Origin of the sequence: Bacillus sp. FJAT-45350, from assembly GCF_002335805.1 — a bacterium.
GTDB lineage: Bacteria > Bacillota > Bacilli > Bacillales > NISU01 > FJAT-45350.
Genome location: NZ_NISU01000001.1, coordinates 2,317,325 through 2,339,734, shown reverse-complemented (window position 1 = coordinate 2,339,734; position 22,410 = coordinate 2,317,325). Strand labels below are relative to the sequence as shown.

Sequence of the window (22,410 nt, the reverse complement as noted above, 5' to 3'; positions counted from 1 at the left end):
GAAAGCGAACCTAGGATAGTGAGAGCTAGGGGTGTTGAAGATAACGAAGGCAGTCTGGAGCACAATCGGTGAAAGTGGCTTATTCTTTGATGATAAGCAATTAGGGTGGAACCGCGGGAAAACCTCTCGTCCCTATGTTTAATTTATTTTAAACATAGGGACGAGAGGTTTTTTTTGTTTTTAATCTCTATTTGCCCAAACTAGAACCAACTTCAGCTGACACCAGCTTTACAACTGTTTGATTAAAGAATGGAGGATGTATTATGAATGTCCAGGATATGATTTTAACTTTACAAAATTTTTGGGCTAAACAAAACTGTATTATCACTCAAGCGTATGATGTTGAGAAGGGTGCAGGAACGATGAACCCGATGACTTATTTACGAAGTATAGGTCCAGAGCCTTGGAATGTAGCCTATGTTGAGCCTTCAAGACGCCCTGTAGATGGTCGTTACGGTGAAAACCCAAATCGTCTTTATCAACATCACCAATTCCAAGTAATTATGAAGCCGTCACCTGATAATATTCAGGAATTGTATTTAGAAAGTTTAAAGGAATTAGGAATTAACCCTCTAGAACATGACATTCGTTTTGTTGAAGATAACTGGGAAGCTCCTACTCTTGGTGCATGGGGACTAGGGTGGGAAGTTTGGCTTGATGGAATGGAAATTACTCAATTTACATATTTCCAACAAGTAGGTGGGATTGATGCGAATCCTGTAGCAGCTGAGATTACATATGGAATTGAACGGTTAGCGTCTTATATCCAAGATAAAGAAAATGTATTTGACCTTGAATGGGTTAATGGCTTCACATATGGAGATATATATTTACAGCCTGAATATGAGCACTCAAAATATACGTTTGAAGTGTCTGATAGCAAAATGTTATTTAGTTTATTTAGCACATATGAGCAAGAAGCACAAAGGGCGTTAGAAGAAGAACTTGTTTTCCCTGCTTATGATTACGTCTTAAAGTGCTCACATGTCTTTAACCAACTTGATGCAAGAGGTGCAATTTCAGTAACAGAAAGAACAGGCTATATTGGTCGAGTTCGTAATTTAGCAAGAAAATGTGCATCTGTTTATTATGAGGAGAGAGAGCGCTTAGGCTTCCCAATGCTTAAGGTGAAGGAGGAGAAGAACGATGAGTAAACGTGACTTTTTATTAGAAATCGGAATGGAAGAAATGCCTGCCCGTTTTGTTACTGATGCGATGAATCAGTTATCGACTAAGGTTGCGGAATGGCTAAATACTGAGAAAATCTCTTTTGATACAATTGAATCGTATTCAACGCCAAGACGTTTAGCTGTACTTGTACATGGTTTAGCTGAAAAGCAAGAAGATATGGAAGAAGAAGCAAGAGGGCCTGCAAAGAAAATTGCAATAGATGATGATGGTAATTGGACAAAAGCAGCTTTAGGATTTGCCCGTGGACAAGGTGTAGACCCTGAAGATTTATTTTTCCAAGAAGTTAATGGTGGAGAATATGTATTTGCAAAAAAATTCACAGCAGGACAAGAAACGAAGCTAGTATTACCTCAAGTGCAGGAGTTAATTACATCATTACATTTTCCTAAAAATATGAGATGGAATAACTATGATTTACGTTTTGTTCGTCCAATTCAATGGTTAGTAGCATTATATGGTGAGGAAGTTCTTTCATTTGAAATTACTAATGTTCATACAGACCGCTTTACATATGGACACCGTTTCCTAGGTCAAAAAGTAGACATTAATCAACCTTCTGATTACGCTAAAACATTGTTACAGCAGTATGTAATTGTAAATCCTGAAGAGAGAAAGGATGCAATTCGTAAGCAAATTCAGTTAATTGAAGAAGAAAATCAATGGACTGTCCCAATAGATGAAGACTTACTTGAGGAAGTAAATAATCTTGTGGAATATCCAACAGCATTGTTCGGTGGGTTTGATGAGAGCTTTTTAGAAGTACCACAAGAGGTGCTTATCACATCAATGAAGGAGCATCAACGCTATTTCCCAGTTAAAGACAAGTCTAATACGTTATTACCTCGTTTTATAACGGTTCGAAATGGTGACCATAAACACCTTGACAACGTAGTAAAAGGTAATGAAAAAGTTCTTCGCGCTAGATTATCTGATGCTCAGTTTTTCTATCGTGAGGACCAGAAGATGAAAATTGAGGATGCTCTTTCTCAGCTTGAAAACATTGTTTATCATGAAGAACTAGGTTCAATTGGTGACAAAGTACGTCGAGTTAGAGATAGTGCGAGTAAATTATCAAGTCTACTTGCAATAGACGACCGTGAAAAAATTGACAGAGCAGCACAGCTATGTAAATTTGATTTAGTTACACAAATGGTATACGAATTCCCAGAACTACAAGGAAGAATGGGTCAAGAGTATGCACTAAAAGCAGGAGAAGATGAATCGGTAGCGAAAGCGATTTATGAGCACTATATGCCTCGCTTCTCAGGAGATGCTAGCCCTGAAACCCTAATTGGTACTGTTGTTAGTATAGCCGATAAGCTAGATACAGTTACAGCTTGTTTTGCTATTGGCCTAATTCCTACAGGTTCACAAGACCCATACGCACTTAGAAGGCAGACGACTGGGATCGTGCAAATGCTTTTAGACCATAAGTTAGCAATTAAGCTAGAAGAACTTCTACAAATGTCATTAAACATTATTGAACAACGCCAATTGCTGAAGCGTGGTAAGGAAGAGGTTTATGATGAGTTACTAAATTTCTTTAAGCTACGTATAAAAAATGCTCTACAAGAACGTGGGGTACGCTATGATGTAATTGACTCAGTTCTAGGTGGGTCTGTTGGTCTTGTAGAAGTTTTAGTTACTAAAGCAGAGACGTTGATGAAGAAATTAAATGAGTCAGATTTAAAAGATTTAGTCGAAGCTTTAAGTCGCGTAACGAACATTTCTAAGAAAGCCACTGGTGAAGGTGAAATAGAAGAAGCATTGTTTGAAAAAGAAGAAGAACAGGCACTTTATAAGGCATATATAGAAACAAAACAAGTGGTTGATGAGGAGATTGAAAAAAGTAATATTTCAGAAGCCCTACAAGCTCTTGAAAAAATTCAACCTGTGATTAATAATTATTTTGATAACATTATGGTTATGAGTGATGATGAAAAAGTTAAACAAAATCGTTTGACTCAAATGAAAAAGCTAGCGGAAACAATTCAATCTTTCGCACACTTTGATGTCATTGTTTTTTAGCTAATACGCTAACGTTAGCTCATTCTGAGGTGCTCCAAAAGATATAAGTGTCTTTTGGACACCTCATTTTCAATATCTAGTAGAAGTTTGATTAATATTTTTCAAAAAAAACAGAAATGTTATGCATATATTTCAAATTTGATTGAATTAGTATATAATGTTCTTATGAATAAGCATAACACATTTGTGTTATGAAGGCGGTGAAAACAATCGAACTTACTATTCGTCAAGAACATATTTTAGATATTGTTAAGGAAAACGGTCCAATTACGGGCGAACAGATTGCTGAAAAGCTATCTTTAACTAGAGCAACCCTTAGACCTGATTTAGCGATTTTAACAATGGCAGGATTTTTGGATGCAAGACCTAGAGTAGGTTATTTTTATACAGGTAAGACTGGTTCCCAAATGCTCACTGAGAAGGTAAAGAACATTACAGTTTCAGAATATCAGTCAATACCAGTATCAGTAAGTGAATCTTCATCAGTATATGATGCGATTTGTACAATGTTTTTAGAAGATGTGGGCACTCTATTTGTAATAGATTCTCATTCAACTTTAGTTGGTGTTCTATCAAGAAAAGATTTGTTAAGAGCAAGTATCGGAAAGCAAAAGCTAGAAACAATGCCGGTCAGTATTATTATGACAAGAATGCCGAACATAACGATGTGCAAGAAGGATGATTTAATAATAGAAGTAGCCAACAAGTTAATTGATAAACAAATAGATGCCCTTCCTGTAGTGTGTGAGTGTGACAAAGGTTCAGGATACGAAGTTGTTGGTAGAATGACGAAAACAAATATAACTAAGTTATTGGTAGACTTAGCGAGCGATGATTTAATTTAAGGTCAAGGTATAATTGAACACTCTATAGGAGGTAGGAATGGTAGATTTAAAACACCGACCAGTCGTTTATGTAGTATCCGATTCTGTTGGTGAAACAGCAGATTTAGTAGTCAAGGCAGCTACTAGTCAATTTAGTGGCACAGGAGTGGAAGTTAGGAGAATTCCATATGTGGAAGATAAAGTCACAATTGATGAAATTATTACTTTAGCTAAACAAGTAAATGCTGTCATAGCATTTACACTAGTTGTACCTGAAATTAAACAATATTTAATTCAGCAAGCATCGAAAGAAAAGGTAGAAATTGTAGATATAATTGGGCCTATGCTTGAGAAAATTAGTGCATTAACGAATCAACAGCCTCGCTTTGAGCCTGGACTTGTTTATCGTTTAGATGAGGAATATTTTCGTAAAGTAGAGGCAATTGAGTTTGCGGTTAAATATGATGACGGTAGAGATCCTAGAGGGATTATGAGAGCAGATGTCGTATTAATTGGTGTTTCAAGAACGTCAAAAACACCTCTTTCGCAATACTTAGCTCATAAACGTTTAAAGGTTGCGAATGTACCTTTAGTACCAGAGGTAGAGCCACCAGAAGAACTCTTTAAAGTATCTCCCAAAAAATGTATAGGTTTAAAAATCAGTGCAGAAAAGTTAAATGACATCCGTGCAGAGCGCCTAAAGGCATTAGGCCTAAAAGCAGAAGCTAACTATGCAAATATTGACCGTATTAAGAAAGAGTTAGAATATGCTGAAGACATTATGAATAGAATTGGTTGTACTGTTATCGATGTATCAAGCAAAGCGGTAGAAGAAACAGCAAATTTAATTTCAAACATGTTTCAAGGAAAGTAATCATGAATGAACTCTCTAGTGATAGGGAGTTTTTTTAAATTATAAATTATGGGTTATGAATTATGAATTGAAAGTACCGCAAAAGCTTTTTAACTAGCTAAAAAAATAAATACTTGGAACTCATAACTCATAACTCATAACTAATCTAAGGTATTCTTTCAGGGAAATTAAGAAATAAATAAAAATATAACAAATATGTAGTCAAACTCGTAAATATTTACTATAATAAAAAATTGTGATCAAATATCAAAAAATCAAGCATAAATCGAAAAAAGAACAAATAAATTGAGAAAGTCAAGATTTTTTATTGTTTTTTTTGGTAATGATAGTAAGAGATAAAGGTTTGTCGACAAATTTCTTCGTATTCACAAAATCTAAGCAGGATAATGCAAGGGGATGTAGAATTAAAGTTATATGGAGAGAATAAAGCAAAACATTATAGTGGATGCTGACTCATGTCCAGTAAAAGAAGAAATTATTATTATTGCAGAAGAATTTAAGTCAGAGGTTTTTCTTATTTCGTCTTATGCTCATAATGTCGTAGATAAGAGAGTTGCCAAATCAATCATTGTTGATAAAGACCGTGAAGCAGCTGACTTGTATATCATTAACCATGTTCAGAAGGGGGATGTGGTAGTGACTCAAGACCATGCTTTAGCTTCTTTATTGTTACCTCGAGGTGCAAATGTTATTTCTCCGAGGGGAATGATTTACGATGAGGATAATATTTCTAACTTACTACACCTGAGACATTTATCTCAAAAACAGAGGAGAGCTGGGAATAAGACGAAAGGTCCGAAAAAGTTTACAGAAACTGACCGAATTAATTTTTCTAATGTATTAAGAAAGATTTTATCTCAAAAAGAAGGATTATGAAGAAAAAGCTCGAATCCTAATAGCGTTCAAAGTATTTGTTGAGGTAAATAATAACATGACTATTTGTAAGTAACCCTTTAGGTAAAGAATGGTGAAGTGACCATGGGGAGTCGAATTTCAGATGAAAAGATAGAAAAGATACGACAATCTGTTGATATCGTTGAAGTGATAAGCGATTATGTTCAGCTTAGAAAGCAAGGGCGTCAATATGTAGGTCTTTGCCCGTTTCATGGGGAAAAGTCACCTTCCTTTTCTGTGTCATCCGAAAAGCAACTATATCATTGCTTCGGCTGTGGGGCAGGTGGCAATGTATATTCATTTATCATGGAAATTGAGGGATATACGTTTATAGAAGCAGTTAAGAATTTAGCTTCTAGAGCCAAAATAGACCTTCCAGAGGTTAGTGATTTTGAAGGAAGAAATAAAGATGACGAGCTAACTCAAATGAGTGAAGTTCATGAACTTATTTCAAAATTTTATCATCATATTTTAGTTAATACAGAACATGGTGAGGTTGGGAGAAAGTACTTGGAAGGTAGAGGCTTTTCGAAAGAGCAGATAGAAACCTTTCAAATTGGGTATGCTCCTGATGCTTGGAATAGCATACAAACCTTTTTAGAAAAACGAAAGTATGATTTAAAAAAGGTAGAGCAAGCTGGCCTATTATCAGTAAGAGAGTTTGATGGAAAGTATTTCGACAGATTTCGAAGTCGAATTATGTTTCCAATTTGGGATAGTCAAGGTAAGCCAATCGCCTTTGGTGGAAGAGTTATTGGGGACGGGAAACCAAAATACTTAAATAGCCCAGAATCAAAAATCTTCAATAAAAGTAAAACACTCTATGGTGTACACCTTGCTAGACCGACAATCCGAAAGGCAAACGAAGCTGTTCTATTTGAAGGATATGTTGATGTAATTGCCGCTTGGAAGGCAGATGTGAAAAATGGTGTCGCTACTCTAGGTACATCATTAACTGAAGAGCAGGCAAAATTAATTCGTCGTAATGCAGAAACTGTTGTCATTTGCTACGACCCGGATTCAGCAGGAAAGAGTGCGGCATTTCGAGCTTCCTCTACTTTAGAATCTGTAGGGTGTTTCGTCAAAGTAGCAATATTACCTGACGGACTTGATCCTGATGACTACATCCAGAAATTTGGTGGAAATCGATTTAAAACGGATGTAATAGGGGCAAGCTTAACATTAATGGCTTTTAAGATAAGATATCTACGTCAGGATAGAAACCTTCAAGATGAAGGAGAAAGAATACGTTATATCGAAGAAGTACTTACAGAAATCAGTAAGTTAATAAGTTCGGTTGAAAGGGATCATTATTTAAGGCAAATTGCTGAGGAATTTTCATTATCATTAGATTCATTAAAGCAAGAGCAATATCGAATATTTCGAGAACAAAAGAAATCAAAGATGGGTCAACAACCTACTGAAAAAAAGCCTATAGCAATCCAAAGGCAAATTCAGCAAAAGAGGTTGTTACCAGCCTTTCATATGGCAGAAAGGCGATTGCTTGCGCATATGATGAGGGATATTGACTTAGCGGATACAATCCAAGAACGTATTGGAGGAGCCTTTAATATAGATGAACATCATGCCATTGCTGCATACTTATATGCTTATTATGCAGAAGGAAATCCACCAGACCCAGGAAGGTTTGTACAAAGACTTCCTGACCAACAAATAATTAAGGTAGCGTCTGAAATTGCCTTGATTGATGTTGCTGAATTAACGGAACAAGAACTGGCTGATTATATTAGACAGGTTGAAGATTATCCAAAGTGGGTAGAAATAGAACAGAGAGAAAAAGACAAACGTGCAGCTGAAAGACAGCAAGATGCTGTTCTTGCTGCTCAAATAGCAATGGAAATTATTCAAATGAAGAGAGACTTGAAACAGAAGTAAGTCTCGAACAATCAAAAATTAAGTAAGTAAAGATATAAATTGTCTTGAACAATGGAAGGAGGGGATCGAATGGCTGAGAAACCATTACGCCCATTGGCGGAAGGCGAGTTGTCAATCGATCAGGTTAAGGAACAATTAGTAGAGCTAGGGAAAAAGCGTGGTGTCCTAACCTATACTGAAATTACAGAAAGACTAGCTGCATTTGATCAGGATTCAGATCAGATGGACGAGTTTTTTGAATATTTAGGTGAACAGGGTATTGAGATTTTAAATGAATCAGATGATGTCCCACCTAGTTTACAGCAAGTTGAGAAAGAGGAAGAGTTCGATTTAAATGATTTAAGCGTACCACCAGGTATTAAAATTAATGATCCTGTACGTATGTATTTAAAAGAAATCGGCCGAGTACCACTTTTATCAGCAGAAGAAGAAATTGAATTAGCAAAACGTATTGAACAGGGTGACGAAGAAGCGAAACGTCGTTTAGCAGAAGCGAACCTTCGCTTAGTTGTAAGTATTGCAAAGCGTTACGTTGGACGTGGGATGCTGTTCCTTGACTTAATTCAAGAAGGTAATATGGGTCTAATTAAAGCTGTTGAAAAGTTCGATTATGAAAAAGGATATAAATTTAGTACGTATGCAACTTGGTGGATTAGACAGGCAATTACAAGAGCAATTGCTGACCAAGCAAGAACGATTCGTATCCCGGTTCATATGGTTGAGACTATCAACAAATTAATCCGTGTTCAAAGACAGCTACTTCAAGACCTTGGTCGTGAACCTACGCCAGAAGAAGTTTCAGAGGAGATGGATTTAACTCCTGAGAAAGTTCGTGAAATTCTAAAAATTGCTCAAGAACCAGTATCATTAGAAACGCCAATTGGTGAAGAAGATGATTCTCATCTTGGAGATTTCATTGAAGACCAAGATGCACTTGCTCCATCGGATGCCGCGGCTTACGAGCTTTTAAAAGAGCAATTAGAAGATGTACTAGATACTCTTACTGATAGAGAAGAAAATGTGTTACGTCTTCGTTTTGGTCTAGATGACGGAAGAACTCGCACATTAGAAGAGGTAGGAAAAGTATTTGGTGTTACTAGGGAGCGTATCCGTCAAATTGAGGCTAAAGCTTTACGTAAATTAAGGCACCCAAGTAGAAGCAAGCGATTAAAGGATTTCTTAGAGTAAAATTTAATATCTATCTATGGTTTACTTCGTATTTATCGAGAAGTAAACCATTTTTGTACGCGGTTATGGGGGTTAGGAGGAGAGCCAATGGACCCGCAACGTAAAGAAACAATTATTAAAGAAATAAAACATTGGAAAGCAAGTAATTTATTACCTGCCCATTATTGTGATTTTCTGTTAAGTCTGTATTCAGAAGGAAACGAAACTAAAGAAGAACCAGCCCAGACTCAACGTTCAAAATGGAATATCAAAGTTATTTATACATTTTTCCTTGTTAATCTATCTTTAGCATTAACAGTTCTTGTAATTTATTTTACTGATTTTTCGTTTGTAATGCAAATGCTCCTAGGAACATTTTTTGTCGTAGCAATTTTCTTTATGGGGCGAAAAATGTTTGAATCACATCAAATGCTCGCTCATTTATATTATTTAGTAGGGGCACTAGTATTGTTTATCCTAATGGTTCATGGAACAGATCAACTCTTTCCAAACAACAGCCTAGCAATGGCGCTCACAATACTATTAACATGTGTAACTTGGCTTGCAATCGGTGTAAAATTTAAATTAAAATACTTTACAATTGCAGGTTCAATTGGGTTTGTACTTTTGATTTTCTTTTTATTTGCTATATAATAGAGTAAGTTCAAGTAGATAATGTTTACATAGGAGTGTATATCAAGGGAAAAGAGTGACAAAATAAGCAAATCTGATCTTATCTCTTTTCTCTTGTAATGTTTTCAAGTAAAATATAGAGGGAATCCTAACCGATATTCACAAACATAATAGGTGAATACAATTATTATAGTGTAAAGGGGGATAAGAAAGTGAAAGGTAAACCATTAGTTCCATTTGGAGTTATAGCAATTATTGGAATTCTTCTTATGTTTTCTCTTTCATTCGTTGGATTATCTGAGAAATTAAGTGCAGATGAGGCGGACGGTGAAGGTGCTGAAGAAGTAGTAGAATTTGAAGATCCAATTACTGCTGGTGAAGAACTTGTAAACAGATCATGTATCGGATGTCATGGTGGCGACCTTCAAGGTGTAGGTTCTAACCCTGCTATTAGCGACTTAGATGGTAGATATTCTGAGGAAGAAATCGCTAACATCGTTCAAAAAGGTATCGGCTCAATGCCTCCAATGCCACATAATCAAGTTGAAGCTGATGCAATCGCTACATACTTGCTATCAATTTCTGAATAATGAATGTAAAGAGGGTATATATACCCTCTTTTTTCATTGCTTATGAAACGAAAAGATCACTTTACAGATTTTATACTGTCTACTGGTTGCAAGGCGACTTACAACTTCCGTATAATGAAACTAGTTTTTATGAGGAACAATACCTCTAATAAATAAGGTTAGTGGTGAATAATAGATGAACGAATTGCAATTATCAAGACGCTTAAAGGAAGTCGCAGAATATGTACCAAATGGCTCAAGTGTAGCTGATATTGGGTCTGATCATGCGTATTTACCGTGTTATTTAGCGTTGCATAAGAAACTACATAAAGCAGTAGCAGGGGAGGTAAATGAGGGACCTTTTCTCTCTGCTAAGGAACAAGTAGAGAAACTTTCACTCCAGTCTGTTATTTCGGTACGTAAGGGAAATGGATTAGAGGTAATGGAACCAGGTGAAGTAGAGGTAATAACAATTGCTGGGATGGGTGGAGTGTTGATTGCCACGATTCTTGAAGAGGGGAAAGATAAGCTCGACGGCGTACAGCGCTTAGTTTTACAACCTAATGTTACAGCAGATAAAGTTCGAATTTGGCTCATGAACAATGGTTGGGCATTAACGAAAGAAACAATTCTAGAAGAAGATAATAAAATATATGAAGTATTAGTTGCTGATAGAGGAGAAGCTGAAGAGCTTTACGAAGATAACAAAGAGCTTTCTATATTATTAGGGCCTTACTTAATGCTGGAGAGAAATGAAGCCTTCTGTAAAAAGTGGACTTATGAATTAGAAAATTGGAGAAGGATTTTGTCACAATTTAAAGAAGCAAAGCAAACAGAAGAAGTGTTACAAAAGAAAGAGGAGCTAACGTCTTTAATAGAAAAAGTTGAGGGGGTTTTAAAAGGATGAATAAATCACTAAATGGACAAACAGTCATTCAAGCTTTTGAAGAGTGGTCACCAAAATCTCTTGCGGTAGAAGGAGATAAGAATGGTGTAATGATCGGTACACTAAATAAGCCTATACATAAAGTAATGATTGCTCTCGATGTGTTAGAAGAGGTTATTGATGAAGCAATTGAAGAGAATGTAGATTTAATTATTGCACATCATCCTCTTATTTTTCGTCCGTTAAAAAGTATTGCAACTGATAGACCGAATGGGAGAATTGTTGAAAAGGCAATTAAGAATGACATTACTATCTATGCGGCTCATACAAATTTAGATGTTGCAAAAGGTGGAGTCAATGATTTAATGGCAGAAGCATTAGGCTTAGAAAATATAGATGTACTTGCCCCGACAACAACGATTGCTTTAAAGAAATTAGTAGTTTTTGTACCGGAATCACATGAAAATGAGGTTAGACAGGCATTAGGAGCTGCGGGTGCTGGTCATATAGGGAATTATAGTAACTGTACATTTAATAGTGTTGGAACAGGAACATTCTTACCTGAGGAAGGTACAGACCCTTATATCGGTCAAAAAGGAACACTAGAGTTTGTGAAGGAAACAAAAATTGAAACAATTATCCCAATTCACCTTCAAAATAAAGTACTAAGAGCTTTGATTAAAGCTCATCCATATGAAGAGCCTGCTTACGATATTTATCCATTAGACAACCAAGGAGAGTCACTAGGTTTAGGGAGAATTGGTGAATTAGAAACTGAAATGACGTTAGAAGAGTTCGCTCATCATGTCAAAAAGACTTTTGATGTAAAGGGAGCGCGGGTCGTAGGTAATCTGAGCGATAAGGTGAAGAAGGTAGCTGTTTTAGGTGGAGATGGCAATAAGTATATGTCACAGGCAAGATTTAAAGGCGCGGATGTTTTTGTTACAGGTGATGTTTATTATCATGTTGCACATGATGCTATGATGGATGGTTTAAATATTGTCGATCCGGGACATAATGTAGAAAAAATAATGAAGGATGGAGTAAGAATATACCTTCAGGCCTGGGCAGAAAGAAATAATCATGCAATTGAAATCACAGCATCTAAAATAAATACAGATCCTTTTACTTTTGTGTAAAAGTCATTTAATTAGTTTTTGTGAAAATGAAAAGAGGCTGCCTATTTTAAAGTTTTTACAAATAGGCAGCCTCTTTAATGTGTGCTAATTTTTCTTTGGACGAACTTTGGGTAGAATTTTGTTAAGTTCTACTTTCTTTTCTAATGTCCATGTTGTTTCATCTTCAGGATTATAATTCTCGAGGAAGTTTATAACTTCTTTTGTAATAGGAGTAGGTGTTGAAGCACCGGATGTTACTCCTACGTAGGTAATGCCCTTTAGCCAATCGAGCTGAATTTCACTTACGTCTGCCACACGATATGCTTTAGTACCAGCAATTTTTTCAGAAACATGAGCAAGGCGAGTAGAGTTATTACTCTTTGGGTCACCAACAACGATAACGAGGTCTACTTCTGCAGCTTGCTCTGCAACAGCCTCTTGACGAACTTGAGTAGCGAGACAAATTTCATTATGAATTTCGGCATGAGGATATTTCTTTAATGCTGCATTCATAATATCTGCTACATCCCATTGACTCATTGTTGTTTGATTTGTTACAAGGAGCTTATCTGAAGTAAGATCTAACTGTGCTACGTCATCAGTTGTCTGGATAAGATGAACATGTTCAGGAGCAACACCGATAGCTCCTTCTGGCTCAGGGTGACCTTTTTTACCAACATAGATGATGTGATAGCCTTCAGATGTTTTCTCCCTTATTAAATCATGTGTTTTTGTTACATCAGGGCATGTTGCATCAACAATCGTTAGGCCCTTATTTTTTGCAACCTTACGTACTTCTGGTGATACACCATGTGCTGTAAAAATTACAGTTCCTTTGTCGACATTCTTTATAATTTCCATTCTGTTTGGGCCATCTAATGATATAATACCTTCTTCAGTAAATGCCTCTGTAACATGTTTATTGTGAACGATCATTCCTAAAATATAAATGGGTCTTGGTAAATCAAGGTTTTGTGCAGCTTGTCTTGCTAGGACCATTGCATCTACTACACCATAACAATAGCCTCGTGGAGATATTTTTAAAACTTTCATGACAGGCCTCCTACAAAAAATCTGCAAGTACATGGATGTACTTGCACATTCTAATTATAAAGGAGTTATTGTAGACTGACAATGAATTAGGCTAGGGCATAATATATTAAACGTATAATTTAGGACCTGGCATACCAGCTACAGTGTTCTTTTTAGCTACTGGTTCAGACAATGGGAAATCTTCGGTCATTAGTGGAGTATGGTTTGATTTAGTAGAAGTTGTTGCAGTGAGTGATTTAGATGGCTGTGTATTAGAAACTGGTTCAGCTGGTGTTGCTTCTTCATTAGTTGTTTCAGCGGGATTGGTTTGACCGCCACTACTCCCCTTGAACATTTGATATAATGCAGGCGCGCTACGAACTAGAGGACCGTATTGTTGAACCATCGGCCCTACTTGTTGTGCTACACCAATGACTTTCTGAGCATTATTAATGAAGCCCATAAAACCTCCGCCAGTAGCAGCACCAGTTGTTGCAGCAGCTGCACCTGTTGCACCCGCTGCTCCAGCTAAACCGGCAGCCTGAGGAAAGGCTCCTGTTGGATTTCCACCTCCACCAAATCCGAATGATGGGTTTGAATTAAATGCTGTACCATGATTACCGATTGATGGAGACCCACCGCTACGTTTAAATAAGCGTGAAAGGAAACCACCTTTTGGTTGAGGAGAAGGATTCATCGGTTGTTGATAAGGCATTCCATGCATTGGCATTGATTGTTGCTGTATAGGAGCATGCATTGGCGAGCCAGGAAATTCAAAAAGTGAAGGACCGGTCTGAGATTGCATTGGCATTGGTGATGGTTGATGATGCATAGGAGAAAACATTATGTGTCATCCTTTCGTTCATGAAATGATTCTCTATAAGTAAACTATGCTCTTTTAGGATATTGGTGAAAGTAAACAAGTATCATAATAAGGTAACAATTAATTAAAAAAGTTGAAAAACAAATAGGAATAAAGCTTTTTTAAAAACAGAGAAGAAAATTATGTTATAATAAACTATTGCAAAGAAATATTGACAGTAACTTAGATAAGTGAAGGTAGGAGATTTTATGATGAACTCTAATTTTGAACGGTTTGAGCTAAAACCATTTTTAATTGATTCCATGTTGGAGCAAGGATTTGATATGCCAACTGAAATACAAGAACGTTTAATTCCAGCGATAAAAAATGGAAAGGATGTAATCGGTCAATCACAAACCGGTTCAGGAAAAACACTTGCCTTTTTATTACCGCTCTTAGATAGAATTGACCCAGCTATTAGTGAAGTACAAGCTGTTATTACAGCACCTACACGGGAGCTAGCTTCACAAATTTTATCAGTGTTAAAATCTTTGTTAGAAAAAGAAGATTCTATCCAAGCAATGTTAATTGTAGGGGGTACAGACCGCGTACGTACAATTGAAAAATTGAAAAATCAACAACCACATATTGTTGTTGGTACACCAGGAAGAATTGCCGATATGATGGACGAGCAAGCCCTGAAAATTTACACTGGCTCTACACTAGTCGTTGATGAGGCTGATCAGATGTTGGATATGGGCTTTATAGCTGAGGTAGATAAAGTTGCATCAAGAATGTCTGAAGACTTACAGATGCTTGTATTCTCAGCAACGATTCCAGAGAACCTTCAACCATTCCTTAAGAAGTATATGAATAATCCACGTCACGTACATGTGGAACCAAAAAATGCAACAGCGAAAAAAATTGACCATCAGCTATTACCATTACGTCATAGAGACAAAATTCAAGTGGTAATTGAAGCAGCTAAGCTTCTAAACCCTTATTTAGCTATTGTCTTTACGAATACAAAGGAACATGCAGATGAAGTAGCTGATGCTATGGCAGCAGCAGGGATGAATGTAGAAAGGCTACATGGAGGACTAAACCCTAGACATCGCAAACAAGTAATGAAGCAATTACAAGAGGCTAAGATTCAATACCTTGTAGCAACTGATTTAGCTGCAAGAGGAATTGATATTAAAGGGATTAGTCATATTGTAAATGTAGATATTCCTAAGGATTTAGATTATTATATCCATCGAGTGGGTCGTACAGCTAGAGCTGGGGAAGAGGGTATTGCACTGACTATTTTTGAGCCATCTGACCAACAAGCTGTCGATAAGCTTATTAAGCGAGGAATCTCCTTCTCGTACGTAGATGTGAAAAAAGGGGAATGGGCTCAATTAGAGAAGCCGAGAACAAGGCCGACAACGAGCACAACGATTGTAACAAAAAGAAAAGAAACGAAAAATACAGGTGGAAAAGCTGTAGCAAAGGCAAAGAATGTAAAACCAGGCTATAAGAAAAAAGCTAAGTTTAAGCAAGCAAAAGAAGACCAAAAACAACGTAGAATTACGAGCCGAACGAAAAAGAAAAAATAAAGAGTTAGTTTAGGGAGTGGAGAAATTGTTACGATTAGGTTCACATGTTTCAATGAGTGGCAAGAAAATGCTCTTAGGATCGAGTGAAGAAGCAGTTTCATATGGTGCAAGTACGTTTATGATTTATACTGGAGCGCCTCAGAATACGAGAAGAAAAGCAATAGAAGAATTAAATATAGAAGCTGGTCTTGCTCATATGAAAGAAAATGGGATCGCAGAAATTATTGTCCATGCTCCTTATATAATCAATATTGCAAATACTACGAAACCGGAAACATTTGAGTTAGGTGTACGATTTTTACGGTCAGAGATTGAGAGAACAGAGGCTCTAGGTGCAAAGCAAATTGTTCTTCACCCCGGAGCACACGTTGGCGCTGGGGTAGAAGCAGGAATTTCGAAAATAATTGAAGGCTTGAATGAAGTACTTGAGCAAGACCAACAAGTTCAAATTGCACTTGAAACAATGGCTGGGAAAGGTTCAGAATGTGGCAGAACATTTGAAGAGATTGCTCAGATAATTGAAGGTGTCACACATAATGAGAAGCTTTCTGTTTGTTTTGATACTTGCCATACTCATGATGCTGGCTACGATATTGTGAATGACTTTGATGGCGTATTAGATCAATTTGATAAGATTGTTGGTATTGACCGCATAAAAGTACTTCATATAAATGATAGTAAAAATGTATGTGGAGCAGCAAAAGACCGACATGAAAATATCGGCTTTGGTCATATTGGTTTCGAAGCTCTAACGACTATTGTTCACCATCCGCAATTACAAGATGTGCCTAAGATTTTAGAAACACCTTTTGTTGGACCAGACAAGAAAAATAAAAAAGCTCCATATAAACTAGAAATTGAAATGTTAAAATCAAAAGTATTTGATTCAGAATTACAAAATCATTTACTTGCAACAACGTAAAAATTAGATAAAAAAGTCTTCTCCGTTTAATTTAGGAGAAGACTTTTTTAGTAACTAAACAAATACTAACGAACAAAATTGTGCTGGCATTTAAACCAACTCCTCTTTTTTTAGCTTATTTATTATCTTATATAGAGAAATTTCCCTTCTGAAATGGATTTAAACTGTAACAATCACAATCAAAAACATATTGATAATATTCACTTCATATTTTAGAGAGAAGGGAGGATGAGGTTTTGTCGGTTAAACGTTGTGTTGATTGTGGCAAAGATGGTAAGAAAGAAACTAATCGAATCAATAAGGGGAAAGAGTGTCCATATTGCGAGTTATTGCTATGTTCAGATTGCAGCTATAAGCAGGAGATAGTTTATAATTGGAATGGCTGTAGTAGATGTTGCGTTGTTTATCGCCGATTAGTTTATAAGTAATAGTATTTATTATTATTATGGATGTTTAAAAAGAGCTTGCCAGTTTTTGCAAGCTCTTTCGTTTGGTTATTGCTTTATTCTACTGTAATATGTCCCTTAGATGTACTTATAGATATTGTCCAAATTGCTGTAATAATTGGTTAATCATGGTCGAAACCTTGGGGTCGACCTCTGTTTTTAATCTTTCAATCATTCTCTCTACTTGAGCTTTATTTGATACATTTATCGTTTCAGAACGTAATATGCGTACAACCTTTTCTGCTTGCTCTTTGTTTATAGGCATTTGGTATTGTTTACCAAGTTCAACTAATTCTGATGCAGTAATATTATTTACTTTGTGATTGACCATTTGTACTACCATTGGATTCATATATTATCACTCCTAAAATATCTAGATGATAAAATAGGGTATGACAATTCATGTAAAAGTGTGATTTTATTGGTAAATATAATACGTACATAGGTAAAAAGATTCTATGAAAATAATAGAATTTTTTATATAATTAGGACTATGTTAGCGATAAGTAATTTTTTAACTAATATACATTATTCTAATCTAAACACCATTTTTTACAATACAGGTCACTTATCATTTTAACGTATAAAAATGGAAGGAGCATTTATATTGGATTTCTATGAATCGGAGATGGAAAAATCTATTCCCTCAGAAGAAAATGAAATTTTAAAACAATTGAATATTCCATACGTAAAGGTTGATGAGAATAAATTAATTATTGATTGTAATAATACCTTTCTCGAGCTTTTTGGAGAAGTTTCATTAGATTTTATAAGATATAAAGAAATTTCATTATTTGAAGCAAAACACGTTCTTATTTATCCAATACTACAACTAATTCAACAGATTCAAGAAACTTATCAGTCTAATTATGTAGAGTATGAAAAAGAGGAACTTTTCTACCACATAAAAGGAATTCCTAGTAAAGATAATCGTTCAATTTATTTATTTGTATATGATTATTCACTTGAGAAAAGGTTTGAAAACTTAGTGACTTTTCATCACCAAATGGAAGAAGTGTCACAAATCGCTGCGGGAGTTGCTCACGAGCTCAGAAACCCATTATCCGTAATAAAAGGTTTTTTACAGTTAGCAGAGTTAACTAATGGATACCAGAAATATTCAGGAACGATAATGTCTGAGTTAAATCGGATGAACGGAATAATCGAAGACTTTTTGTCTGTTTCAAGGAAAAAAACAGAGAGAAAGATACAGGAACCAGATTTAATCATGACTTCATTAGTGGAAATAATAAAGTCGGAATGTCTTTTACATAATGTGACTTTTAAGCATCATATCGAAAGGACCGATGAAAAAGTAGAAGTAAATGAACCGATGATTAAACAAGTGATGTTAAATTTACTTAGAAATTCTATAGAAGCGTATGAAAATAAGCAAGATAGAAGCTTTGAACTTACTACATTTAGATATGGGGATTATTATAAAATAGTGGTTGAGGATAATGGACCAGGAATGAATCATGAAGTGTTAGCTCAGCTTGGAAAGCCTTTTTTCACTACAAAGGAAAAAGGTACAGGAGTAGGTATTCCTTTATGTAAAAAAATAATAGAGGATCACGGAGGAAGCTTTGAAATAAGTAGTGAAATTAATCAGGGAACAACGATAGAAATAAATTTACCATTGACCTAAAAAGCTGAGCTATTTGGCTCAGCTTTTTAGATCAAGTATTCTTCTTATTCATCTTCACTAAATTGTGCAGCCATTTCGTAGAAGGTTAGTTGGCTTTGTATTGGTTGTTCGAGTTCAGTTTTCTTCACGTAATGGTAGCATCCTGTTTTGTCTTGCTCCCTTGCCTTCATATTATCCTGTAAGGTGATTTGTAATATATCCTTGATACGTTCTTTTATAGTCTCACTTTCGATTGGAAAGAGGATTTCAATACGTTTTTCCATATTTCTTGTCATCCAGTCAGCAGAGGATAGAAATAACTTTTCACTTCCACCATGATGAAAATAGAAAATTCGACTATGCTCTAAAAACCGATCGACGATACTGATGACTCGTATATTATCACTAACTCCTTCAATACCTGGACGTAAACAAGAAATGCCTCTAATAATCAAATCAATTTTAATTCCTGCTTGTGAAGCTTCATATAATTTAAGAATTATCGGTTTGTCTGTTAGGGAATTCATTTTTGCAATGATTCGACCTTGACCATATTGTTTATGGTACTCTATCTCACTTTCGATCATATCAATGAAAGTTTCACGTATTTCAAAAGGTGCTGTTGAAATATGATTCCATAGAGGTTTTTCGCTATAGCCACTTAAATAGTTAAAAAAATTAGTAGCATCAATGCCAAATGATTCACCAGATGTAAGAATTCCCATATCTGTATAAAGTTTTGCTGTCGAATCATTGTAATTTCCTGTACCTAAGTGAACAAACCGTTGAATACAGTTATTATCATGACGAACAACTAACGTAATTTTACTATGAGTTTTTAGACCAGTAATGCCGTAAATAACATGTACACCGGATTTTTCTAGTTTTTTCGCCCACTGAATATTGTTTTCCTCATCAAATCGTGCTTTCAGTTCAACGAGGACAGTAACTTGTTTTCCATTTTCTGCTGCACGAGCTAACGCTGTAATGATAGGAGAGTCTCCACTTACGCGATAGAGTGTCTGTTTAATAGCTAGCACATTTGGGTCATCCGCGGCTAAGGAAATAAAATCAACGATTGGTTGAAACGATTCATATGGATGGTGAAAAAAGATATCCTTTTTCAATATCGCTGAAAAAATGTCTTCCTCATCGACTAAATCGTTAGCTGGCTGAGGTATTAGCGTGTCATTTGCTAGATGCTCATAATCCTGTACTAATTCTCCGTAAAATTTAAAAAGGAAGCTTAAGTCTAAAGGACCATTGAATGAATACACATCGTTTTTGTGTATTTCTAGTACATCTAGTAATAGATTTAACACCTTTGGATCCATCAACCCTTCTTGCATTTCTAGCCGAATGGCTGCTCCCCATTTACGTTTCTTTAATTCTTTTTCGATTTCTCTTAATAGGTCCCGTGCACCTTCTTCATGGATCGTTAAGTCTGCATTACGGGTAATTCGAAATGGAGAAACTGACTTAACTACATAACCTGAAAAAAGCTTCCCGATAAAATGACTAATTACATTTTCAAGTAAAATATATTGATGCTTCCCATTGGCACTAGGAATTTTAATAAATCGAGTAAGTACTCCTGGTACTTGAACGATAGCAAGTTGTTCTCTAGATTTTTGACGGTCTTTTTGGAGAACAACTGCTAGGTTGACACTTCTATTTAGAAGCATAGGAAAAGGGCGATAAGCATCTACTGCCATAGGTGTTAAGACAGGGAAGATGTAATGGTCAAACCTATTCTCTAAGAATTGCATTTGAATATCATCAAGCTCATCAATTGATAAAAATTGTACTCCCTCATGATAAAGCATAGGAAGTAATGTTTCTGTATAAACATTATCCTGTAAACGTACTAGTCGATGATTCTTTTCAGCTATTTGTTTCAACTGTTGCTTAGGTGTTAATCCTGCTTTATTTTCCGGGCGATTATAACCTGCTTTTACTTGATCTTTAAGACCTGCAACTCGTACCATAAAGAACTCATCTAAGTTAGAACTGAAAATTGCTAAAAATTTAAGTCGCTCTAGAAGGGGGTTGCGTTCATCTATGGCTTCTTCTAACACTCTCTCATTAAAGGCAAGCCAACTTAATTCGCGGTTGTTATAGAAGGTTGGGTTATTAAGGTCTACTTGTTTTTCTATTTTAGTATCTTCCATAAAAAGTCAACCTTTCTCTAATATAATGGATTATTCGTCATAAAATCTATCCTCATTTTATCAGCTATTTGTTAATATTATGTAAAGATTTTGTTAATTAGAAGAATTCTGTTCAAATTGAAGTTCAACCTGAAAACCAATCGCTTTTTCTAGGTGTTTTTTATACTTTTGTGATTGTTGCCCTTCAAAATGTGCATCCTTACGACATTGTATATAAAAAGCTAATGCTCTTTTTGGAAGTTTAGTTACAGTTATATCTGTAATTACATTTCTACGTGTTCGATTTAGGCTATAAGCAAGCTTTAAAATTGCCCCTAATCTCTCATATCTTTTTAATTGTTCACTAGTAACAAGCTCGCTAAATGCTTGAGAATACTTGTTAAGGTACGAGCGAGATTTAAAGGAAGCTATGAAGGCTATAGCAAGCCTGTCTTCATGTGATAAACCATCTATTGTCATATTCGTTAGTAGATAAAATGTATGCTGACTACTAGCTTCAGAACTAATAAACTCTCCAAGGTAAAGTACCCGAGTGCTATATCGTAGTAGGCGTAAATCTTCTTCCAAAGTATAAGTAGACTCTGAAAGTGAATGTGTCTGTTTGAGAATTATACCAGCTATTTTTGCAATTTGTTTTACATGATACATGTTAATGTTATAGCTTTGTGTTAGCTGATAGAAGCTTTCTTCAGCTACATTTGGAAACTGCTTTAATCCTAATTTTTGAAAAACTTTTTCGTGAAAAATACCATCTCGAAGCCCTTTATTGCTCATTATAAATTGAGTAGAAGCAGTCATTGTCATTAAAGATGCGATTGCTTGAACTGCAGGGATAATAATGTCTGCCCTTTCGTTAGATAATCCATCTATATTCTGTCGTTCCTCAAAGCTTAGAGACACAAATTGTTCTAAAATGGATTGAATGTCTTCTAATTTGATTACATATTGATGTAAACCGGATAATGGATAATTCACTTTTAGTTGGTGAACTAATGAGAGGTTTCTTGCGCTACCACCGATACCGATAACAGGAAGGTTACAACCATGTAACCACGGTAAAGAACTAAACTGAGAATTTAGGAAAGAAATCAGTTCTTGGAGCTCTTCATTAGTAGGCTGGTCATGTTGAATAAATTGCTGTTTCAACGTGATAGCACCAAATGGAAAGCTATGGTAGTGGATAAGTTCGCGGTTATCAAAAAGTGTCACTTCAGTACTACCACCGCCAATATCAATTGTCACACCTGTTTCAAGATTTGTTGAATTCACTACTGCCAAATAGCCATAGTAGGCTTCTTCATATTCAGAAAGAACATCAAATTTTAGTGATGTTTCATTAGAAATAGCTTGTAGTATTTCTTGTTGGTTTACAGCTTTCCTTACAGCCGCTGTAGCAACACCTTTGACTTCATCAACATGATGGTCATTAATAATCTCTTCAAACTTCTTGAGGGTTTCTAAGATAGTTTCCTTTCCGTGATTAGTGATGAGACCTTCTTTTGTCACAAGGCTACTTAGTCTGGCAACCACTTTAAAATTGTATAATTCCTTATAATAGCCATGATTATCAATTGAGTTAATGACAAGCCGTATGGAATTTGAGCCCATATCGATGATTGCATATTTATGTTCGTTCAAGATGCTCACTTCCTTAAATGTAAAATGTTACTAATTCCTTTATTATAACGTTTTTTACGCTCAATTGCATTGTTATTCCAAGAAAGAAAGG

General features: G+C 35.7%; 19 protein-coding genes. 14 read left to right on the top strand and 5 right to left on the bottom strand.

Annotation, left to right across the window (positions count from 1 at the left end):
• Positions 1 to 263 precede the first annotated feature (263 nt).
• The 11 genes from glyQ to CD003_RS11740 all read left to right on the top strand — a co-directional run bounded on the left by glyQ (position 264) and on the right by CD003_RS11740 (position 12,101).
• On the top strand, positions 264 to 1,154 hold the full coding sequence (glyQ, locus tag CD003_RS11790) for a glycine--tRNA ligase subunit alpha (protein ID WP_096201300.1): 891 nt from the start codon (positions 264 to 266) through the stop codon (positions 1,152 to 1,154).
• On the top strand, positions 1,147 to 3,219 hold the full coding sequence (gene glyS / locus CD003_RS11785; protein ID WP_096201299.1) for a glycine--tRNA ligase subunit beta: 2,073 nt from the start codon (positions 1,147 to 1,149) through the stop codon (positions 3,217 to 3,219). Before glyQ ends, glyS begins: the two co-directional genes overlap by 8 nt.
• Positions 3,220 to 3,410: 191 nt before the next feature.
• Positions 3,411 to 4,064, top strand: a complete 654-nt coding sequence (locus tag CD003_RS11780) for a helix-turn-helix transcriptional regulator (RefSeq protein ID WP_096201298.1) — start codon at positions 3,411 to 3,413, stop codon at positions 4,062 to 4,064.
• A gap of 37 nt (positions 4,065 to 4,101) precedes the next feature.
• Positions 4,102 to 4,917, top strand: a complete 816-nt coding sequence (locus tag CD003_RS11775) for a pyruvate, water dikinase regulatory protein (RefSeq protein ID WP_096201297.1) — start codon at positions 4,102 to 4,104, stop codon at positions 4,915 to 4,917.
• A gap of 414 nt (positions 4,918 to 5,331) precedes the next feature.
• Positions 5,332 to 5,793 (top strand): YaiI/YqxD family protein, encoded by a 462-nt coding sequence (locus tag CD003_RS11770; protein ID WP_096201296.1) that lies wholly within the window; start codon positions 5,332 to 5,334, stop codon positions 5,791 to 5,793.
• A gap of 102 nt (positions 5,794 to 5,895) precedes the next feature.
• Positions 5,896 to 7,707 carry a DNA primase gene (gene dnaG, locus CD003_RS11765; RefSeq protein ID WP_096201295.1) on the top strand — a complete coding sequence of 604 codons (1,812 nt, stop codon included), beginning with the start codon at positions 5,896 to 5,898 and terminating at the stop codon, positions 7,705 to 7,707.
• 69 nt (positions 7,708 to 7,776) lie between these two features.
• A complete protein-coding gene (rpoD, locus tag CD003_RS11760) occupies positions 7,777 to 8,895 on the top strand; it encodes an RNA polymerase sigma factor RpoD (protein ID WP_096201294.1) in 1,119 nt (372 codons plus the stop codon).
• An 87-nt stretch (positions 8,896 to 8,982) separates the two neighbouring features.
• A complete protein-coding gene (locus CD003_RS11755) occupies positions 8,983 to 9,528 on the top strand; it encodes a hypothetical protein (RefSeq protein WP_096201293.1) in 546 nt (181 codons plus the stop codon).
• Between the two features lie 191 nt (positions 9,529 to 9,719).
• Positions 9,720 to 10,097 carry a c-type cytochrome gene (locus CD003_RS11750; protein ID WP_096201292.1) on the top strand — a complete coding sequence of 126 codons (378 nt, stop codon included), beginning with the start codon at positions 9,720 to 9,722 and terminating at the stop codon, positions 10,095 to 10,097.
• A gap of 175 nt (positions 10,098 to 10,272) precedes the next feature.
• Complete coding sequence (locus tag CD003_RS11745; protein WP_096201291.1) at positions 10,273 to 10,983, top strand: tRNA (adenine(22)-N(1))-methyltransferase; 711 nt, start codon at positions 10,273 to 10,275, stop codon at positions 10,981 to 10,983.
• Positions 10,980 to 12,101: a Nif3-like dinuclear metal center hexameric protein gene (locus tag CD003_RS11740; RefSeq protein ID WP_096201290.1), complete on the top strand. Its 1,122-nt coding sequence runs from the start codon at positions 10,980 to 10,982 to the stop codon at positions 12,099 to 12,101. The genes CD003_RS11745 and CD003_RS11740 overlap by 4 nt, the downstream gene beginning before the upstream one ends.
• Before the next feature lie 84 nt (positions 12,102 to 12,185).
• On the opposite strand, the gene CD003_RS11735 is transcribed toward CD003_RS11740, so the two are convergent.
• Together CD003_RS11735 and CD003_RS11730 are read right to left on the bottom strand one after the other, a co-directional pair.
• A complete protein-coding gene (locus CD003_RS11735) occupies positions 12,186 to 13,133 on the bottom strand; it encodes a 4-hydroxy-3-methylbut-2-enyl diphosphate reductase (RefSeq protein ID WP_096201289.1) in 948 nt (315 codons plus the stop codon).
• Positions 13,134 to 13,239: 106 nt separating this feature from the next.
• Positions 13,240 to 13,956: a YqfQ family protein gene (locus tag CD003_RS11730; protein ID WP_257008301.1), complete on the bottom strand. Its 717-nt coding sequence runs from the start codon at positions 13,954 to 13,956 to the stop codon at positions 13,240 to 13,242.
• A gap of 227 nt (positions 13,957 to 14,183) precedes the next feature.
• On the opposite strand from CD003_RS11730, the gene CD003_RS11725 reads away from it, so the two are divergent.
• Both CD003_RS11725 and CD003_RS11720 read left to right on the top strand, forming a co-directional pair.
• Positions 14,184 to 15,515, top strand: a complete 1,332-nt coding sequence (locus CD003_RS11725) for a DEAD/DEAH box helicase (RefSeq protein WP_096201288.1) — start codon at positions 14,184 to 14,186, stop codon at positions 15,513 to 15,515.
• A gap of 25 nt (positions 15,516 to 15,540) precedes the next feature.
• Positions 15,541 to 16,437, top strand: coding sequence for a deoxyribonuclease IV (locus CD003_RS11720; protein WP_096201287.1), 897 nt, complete (start codon positions 15,541 to 15,543; stop codon positions 16,435 to 16,437).
• 534 nt (positions 16,438 to 16,971) lie between these two features.
• Here CD003_RS11720 and CD003_RS11715 read toward each other — a convergent pair.
• Positions 16,972 to 17,235: a DUF2624 family protein gene (locus CD003_RS11715; RefSeq protein WP_096201286.1), complete on the bottom strand. Its 264-nt coding sequence runs from the start codon at positions 17,233 to 17,235 to the stop codon at positions 16,972 to 16,974.
• Between the two features lie 255 nt (positions 17,236 to 17,490).
• On the opposite strand from CD003_RS11715, the gene CD003_RS11710 reads away from it, so the two are divergent.
• On the top strand, positions 17,491 to 18,531 hold the full coding sequence (locus CD003_RS11710) for a two-component system sensor histidine kinase NtrB (RefSeq protein WP_257008300.1): 1,041 nt from the start codon (positions 17,491 to 17,493) through the stop codon (positions 18,529 to 18,531).
• Between the two features lie 44 nt (positions 18,532 to 18,575).
• On the opposite strand, the gene CD003_RS11705 is transcribed toward CD003_RS11710, so the two are convergent.
• On the bottom strand, positions 18,576 to 20,681 hold the full coding sequence (locus CD003_RS11705; RefSeq protein WP_096201284.1) for an RNA degradosome polyphosphate kinase: 2,106 nt from the start codon (positions 20,679 to 20,681) through the stop codon (positions 18,576 to 18,578).
• A 93-nt stretch (positions 20,682 to 20,774) separates the two neighbouring features.
• Entirely contained in the window at positions 20,775 to 22,319 is a 1,545-nt protein-coding gene (locus tag CD003_RS11700; protein WP_096201283.1) for a Ppx/GppA phosphatase family protein, read from the bottom strand.
• Between the last annotated feature and the right edge of the window lie 91 nt (positions 22,320 to 22,410).

Bases quoted from the DNA above. Each gene is read 5' to 3' on its own strand.
- rpoD (WP_096201294.1), top strand. From the start codon at position 7,777: ATGGCTGAGAAACCATTACGCCCATTGGCGGAAGGCGAGTTGTCAATC.
- CD003_RS11705 (WP_096201284.1), bottom strand. From the start codon at position 20,681: ATGGAAGATACTAAAATAGAAAAACAAGTAGACCTTAATAACCCAACC.
- CD003_RS11780 (WP_096201298.1), top strand. From the start codon at position 3,411: ATGAAGGCGGTGAAAACAATCGAACTTACTATTCGTCAAGAACATATT.
- dnaG (WP_096201295.1), top strand. From the start codon at position 5,896: ATGGGGAGTCGAATTTCAGATGAAAAGATAGAAAAGATACGACAATCT.
- CD003_RS11725 (WP_096201288.1), top strand. From the start codon at position 14,184: ATGATGAACTCTAATTTTGAACGGTTTGAGCTAAAACCATTTTTAATT.
- CD003_RS11715 (WP_096201286.1), bottom strand. From the start codon at position 17,235: ATGAATCCAATGGTAGTACAAATGGTCAATCACAAAGTAAATAATATT.
- CD003_RS11740 (WP_096201290.1), top strand. From the start codon at position 10,980: ATGAATAAATCACTAAATGGACAAACAGTCATTCAAGCTTTTGAAGAG.
- CD003_RS11745 (WP_096201291.1), top strand. From the start codon at position 10,273: ATGAACGAATTGCAATTATCAAGACGCTTAAAGGAAGTCGCAGAATAT.
- CD003_RS11735 (WP_096201289.1), bottom strand. From the start codon at position 13,133: ATGAAAGTTTTAAAAATATCTCCACGAGGCTATTGTTATGGTGTAGTA.
- CD003_RS11755 (WP_096201293.1), top strand. From the start codon at position 8,983: ATGGACCCGCAACGTAAAGAAACAATTATTAAAGAAATAAAACATTGG.
- glyS (WP_096201299.1), top strand. From the start codon at position 1,147: ATGAGTAAACGTGACTTTTTATTAGAAATCGGAATGGAAGAAATGCCT.
- CD003_RS11730 (WP_257008301.1), bottom strand. From the start codon at position 13,956: ATGTTTTCTCCTATGCATCATCAACCATCACCAATGCCAATGCAATCT.
- CD003_RS11770 (WP_096201296.1), top strand. From the start codon at position 5,332: ATGGAGAGAATAAAGCAAAACATTATAGTGGATGCTGACTCATGTCCA.
- CD003_RS11775 (WP_096201297.1), top strand. From the start codon at position 4,102: ATGGTAGATTTAAAACACCGACCAGTCGTTTATGTAGTATCCGATTCT.
- glyQ (WP_096201300.1), top strand. From the start codon at position 264: ATGAATGTCCAGGATATGATTTTAACTTTACAAAATTTTTGGGCTAAA.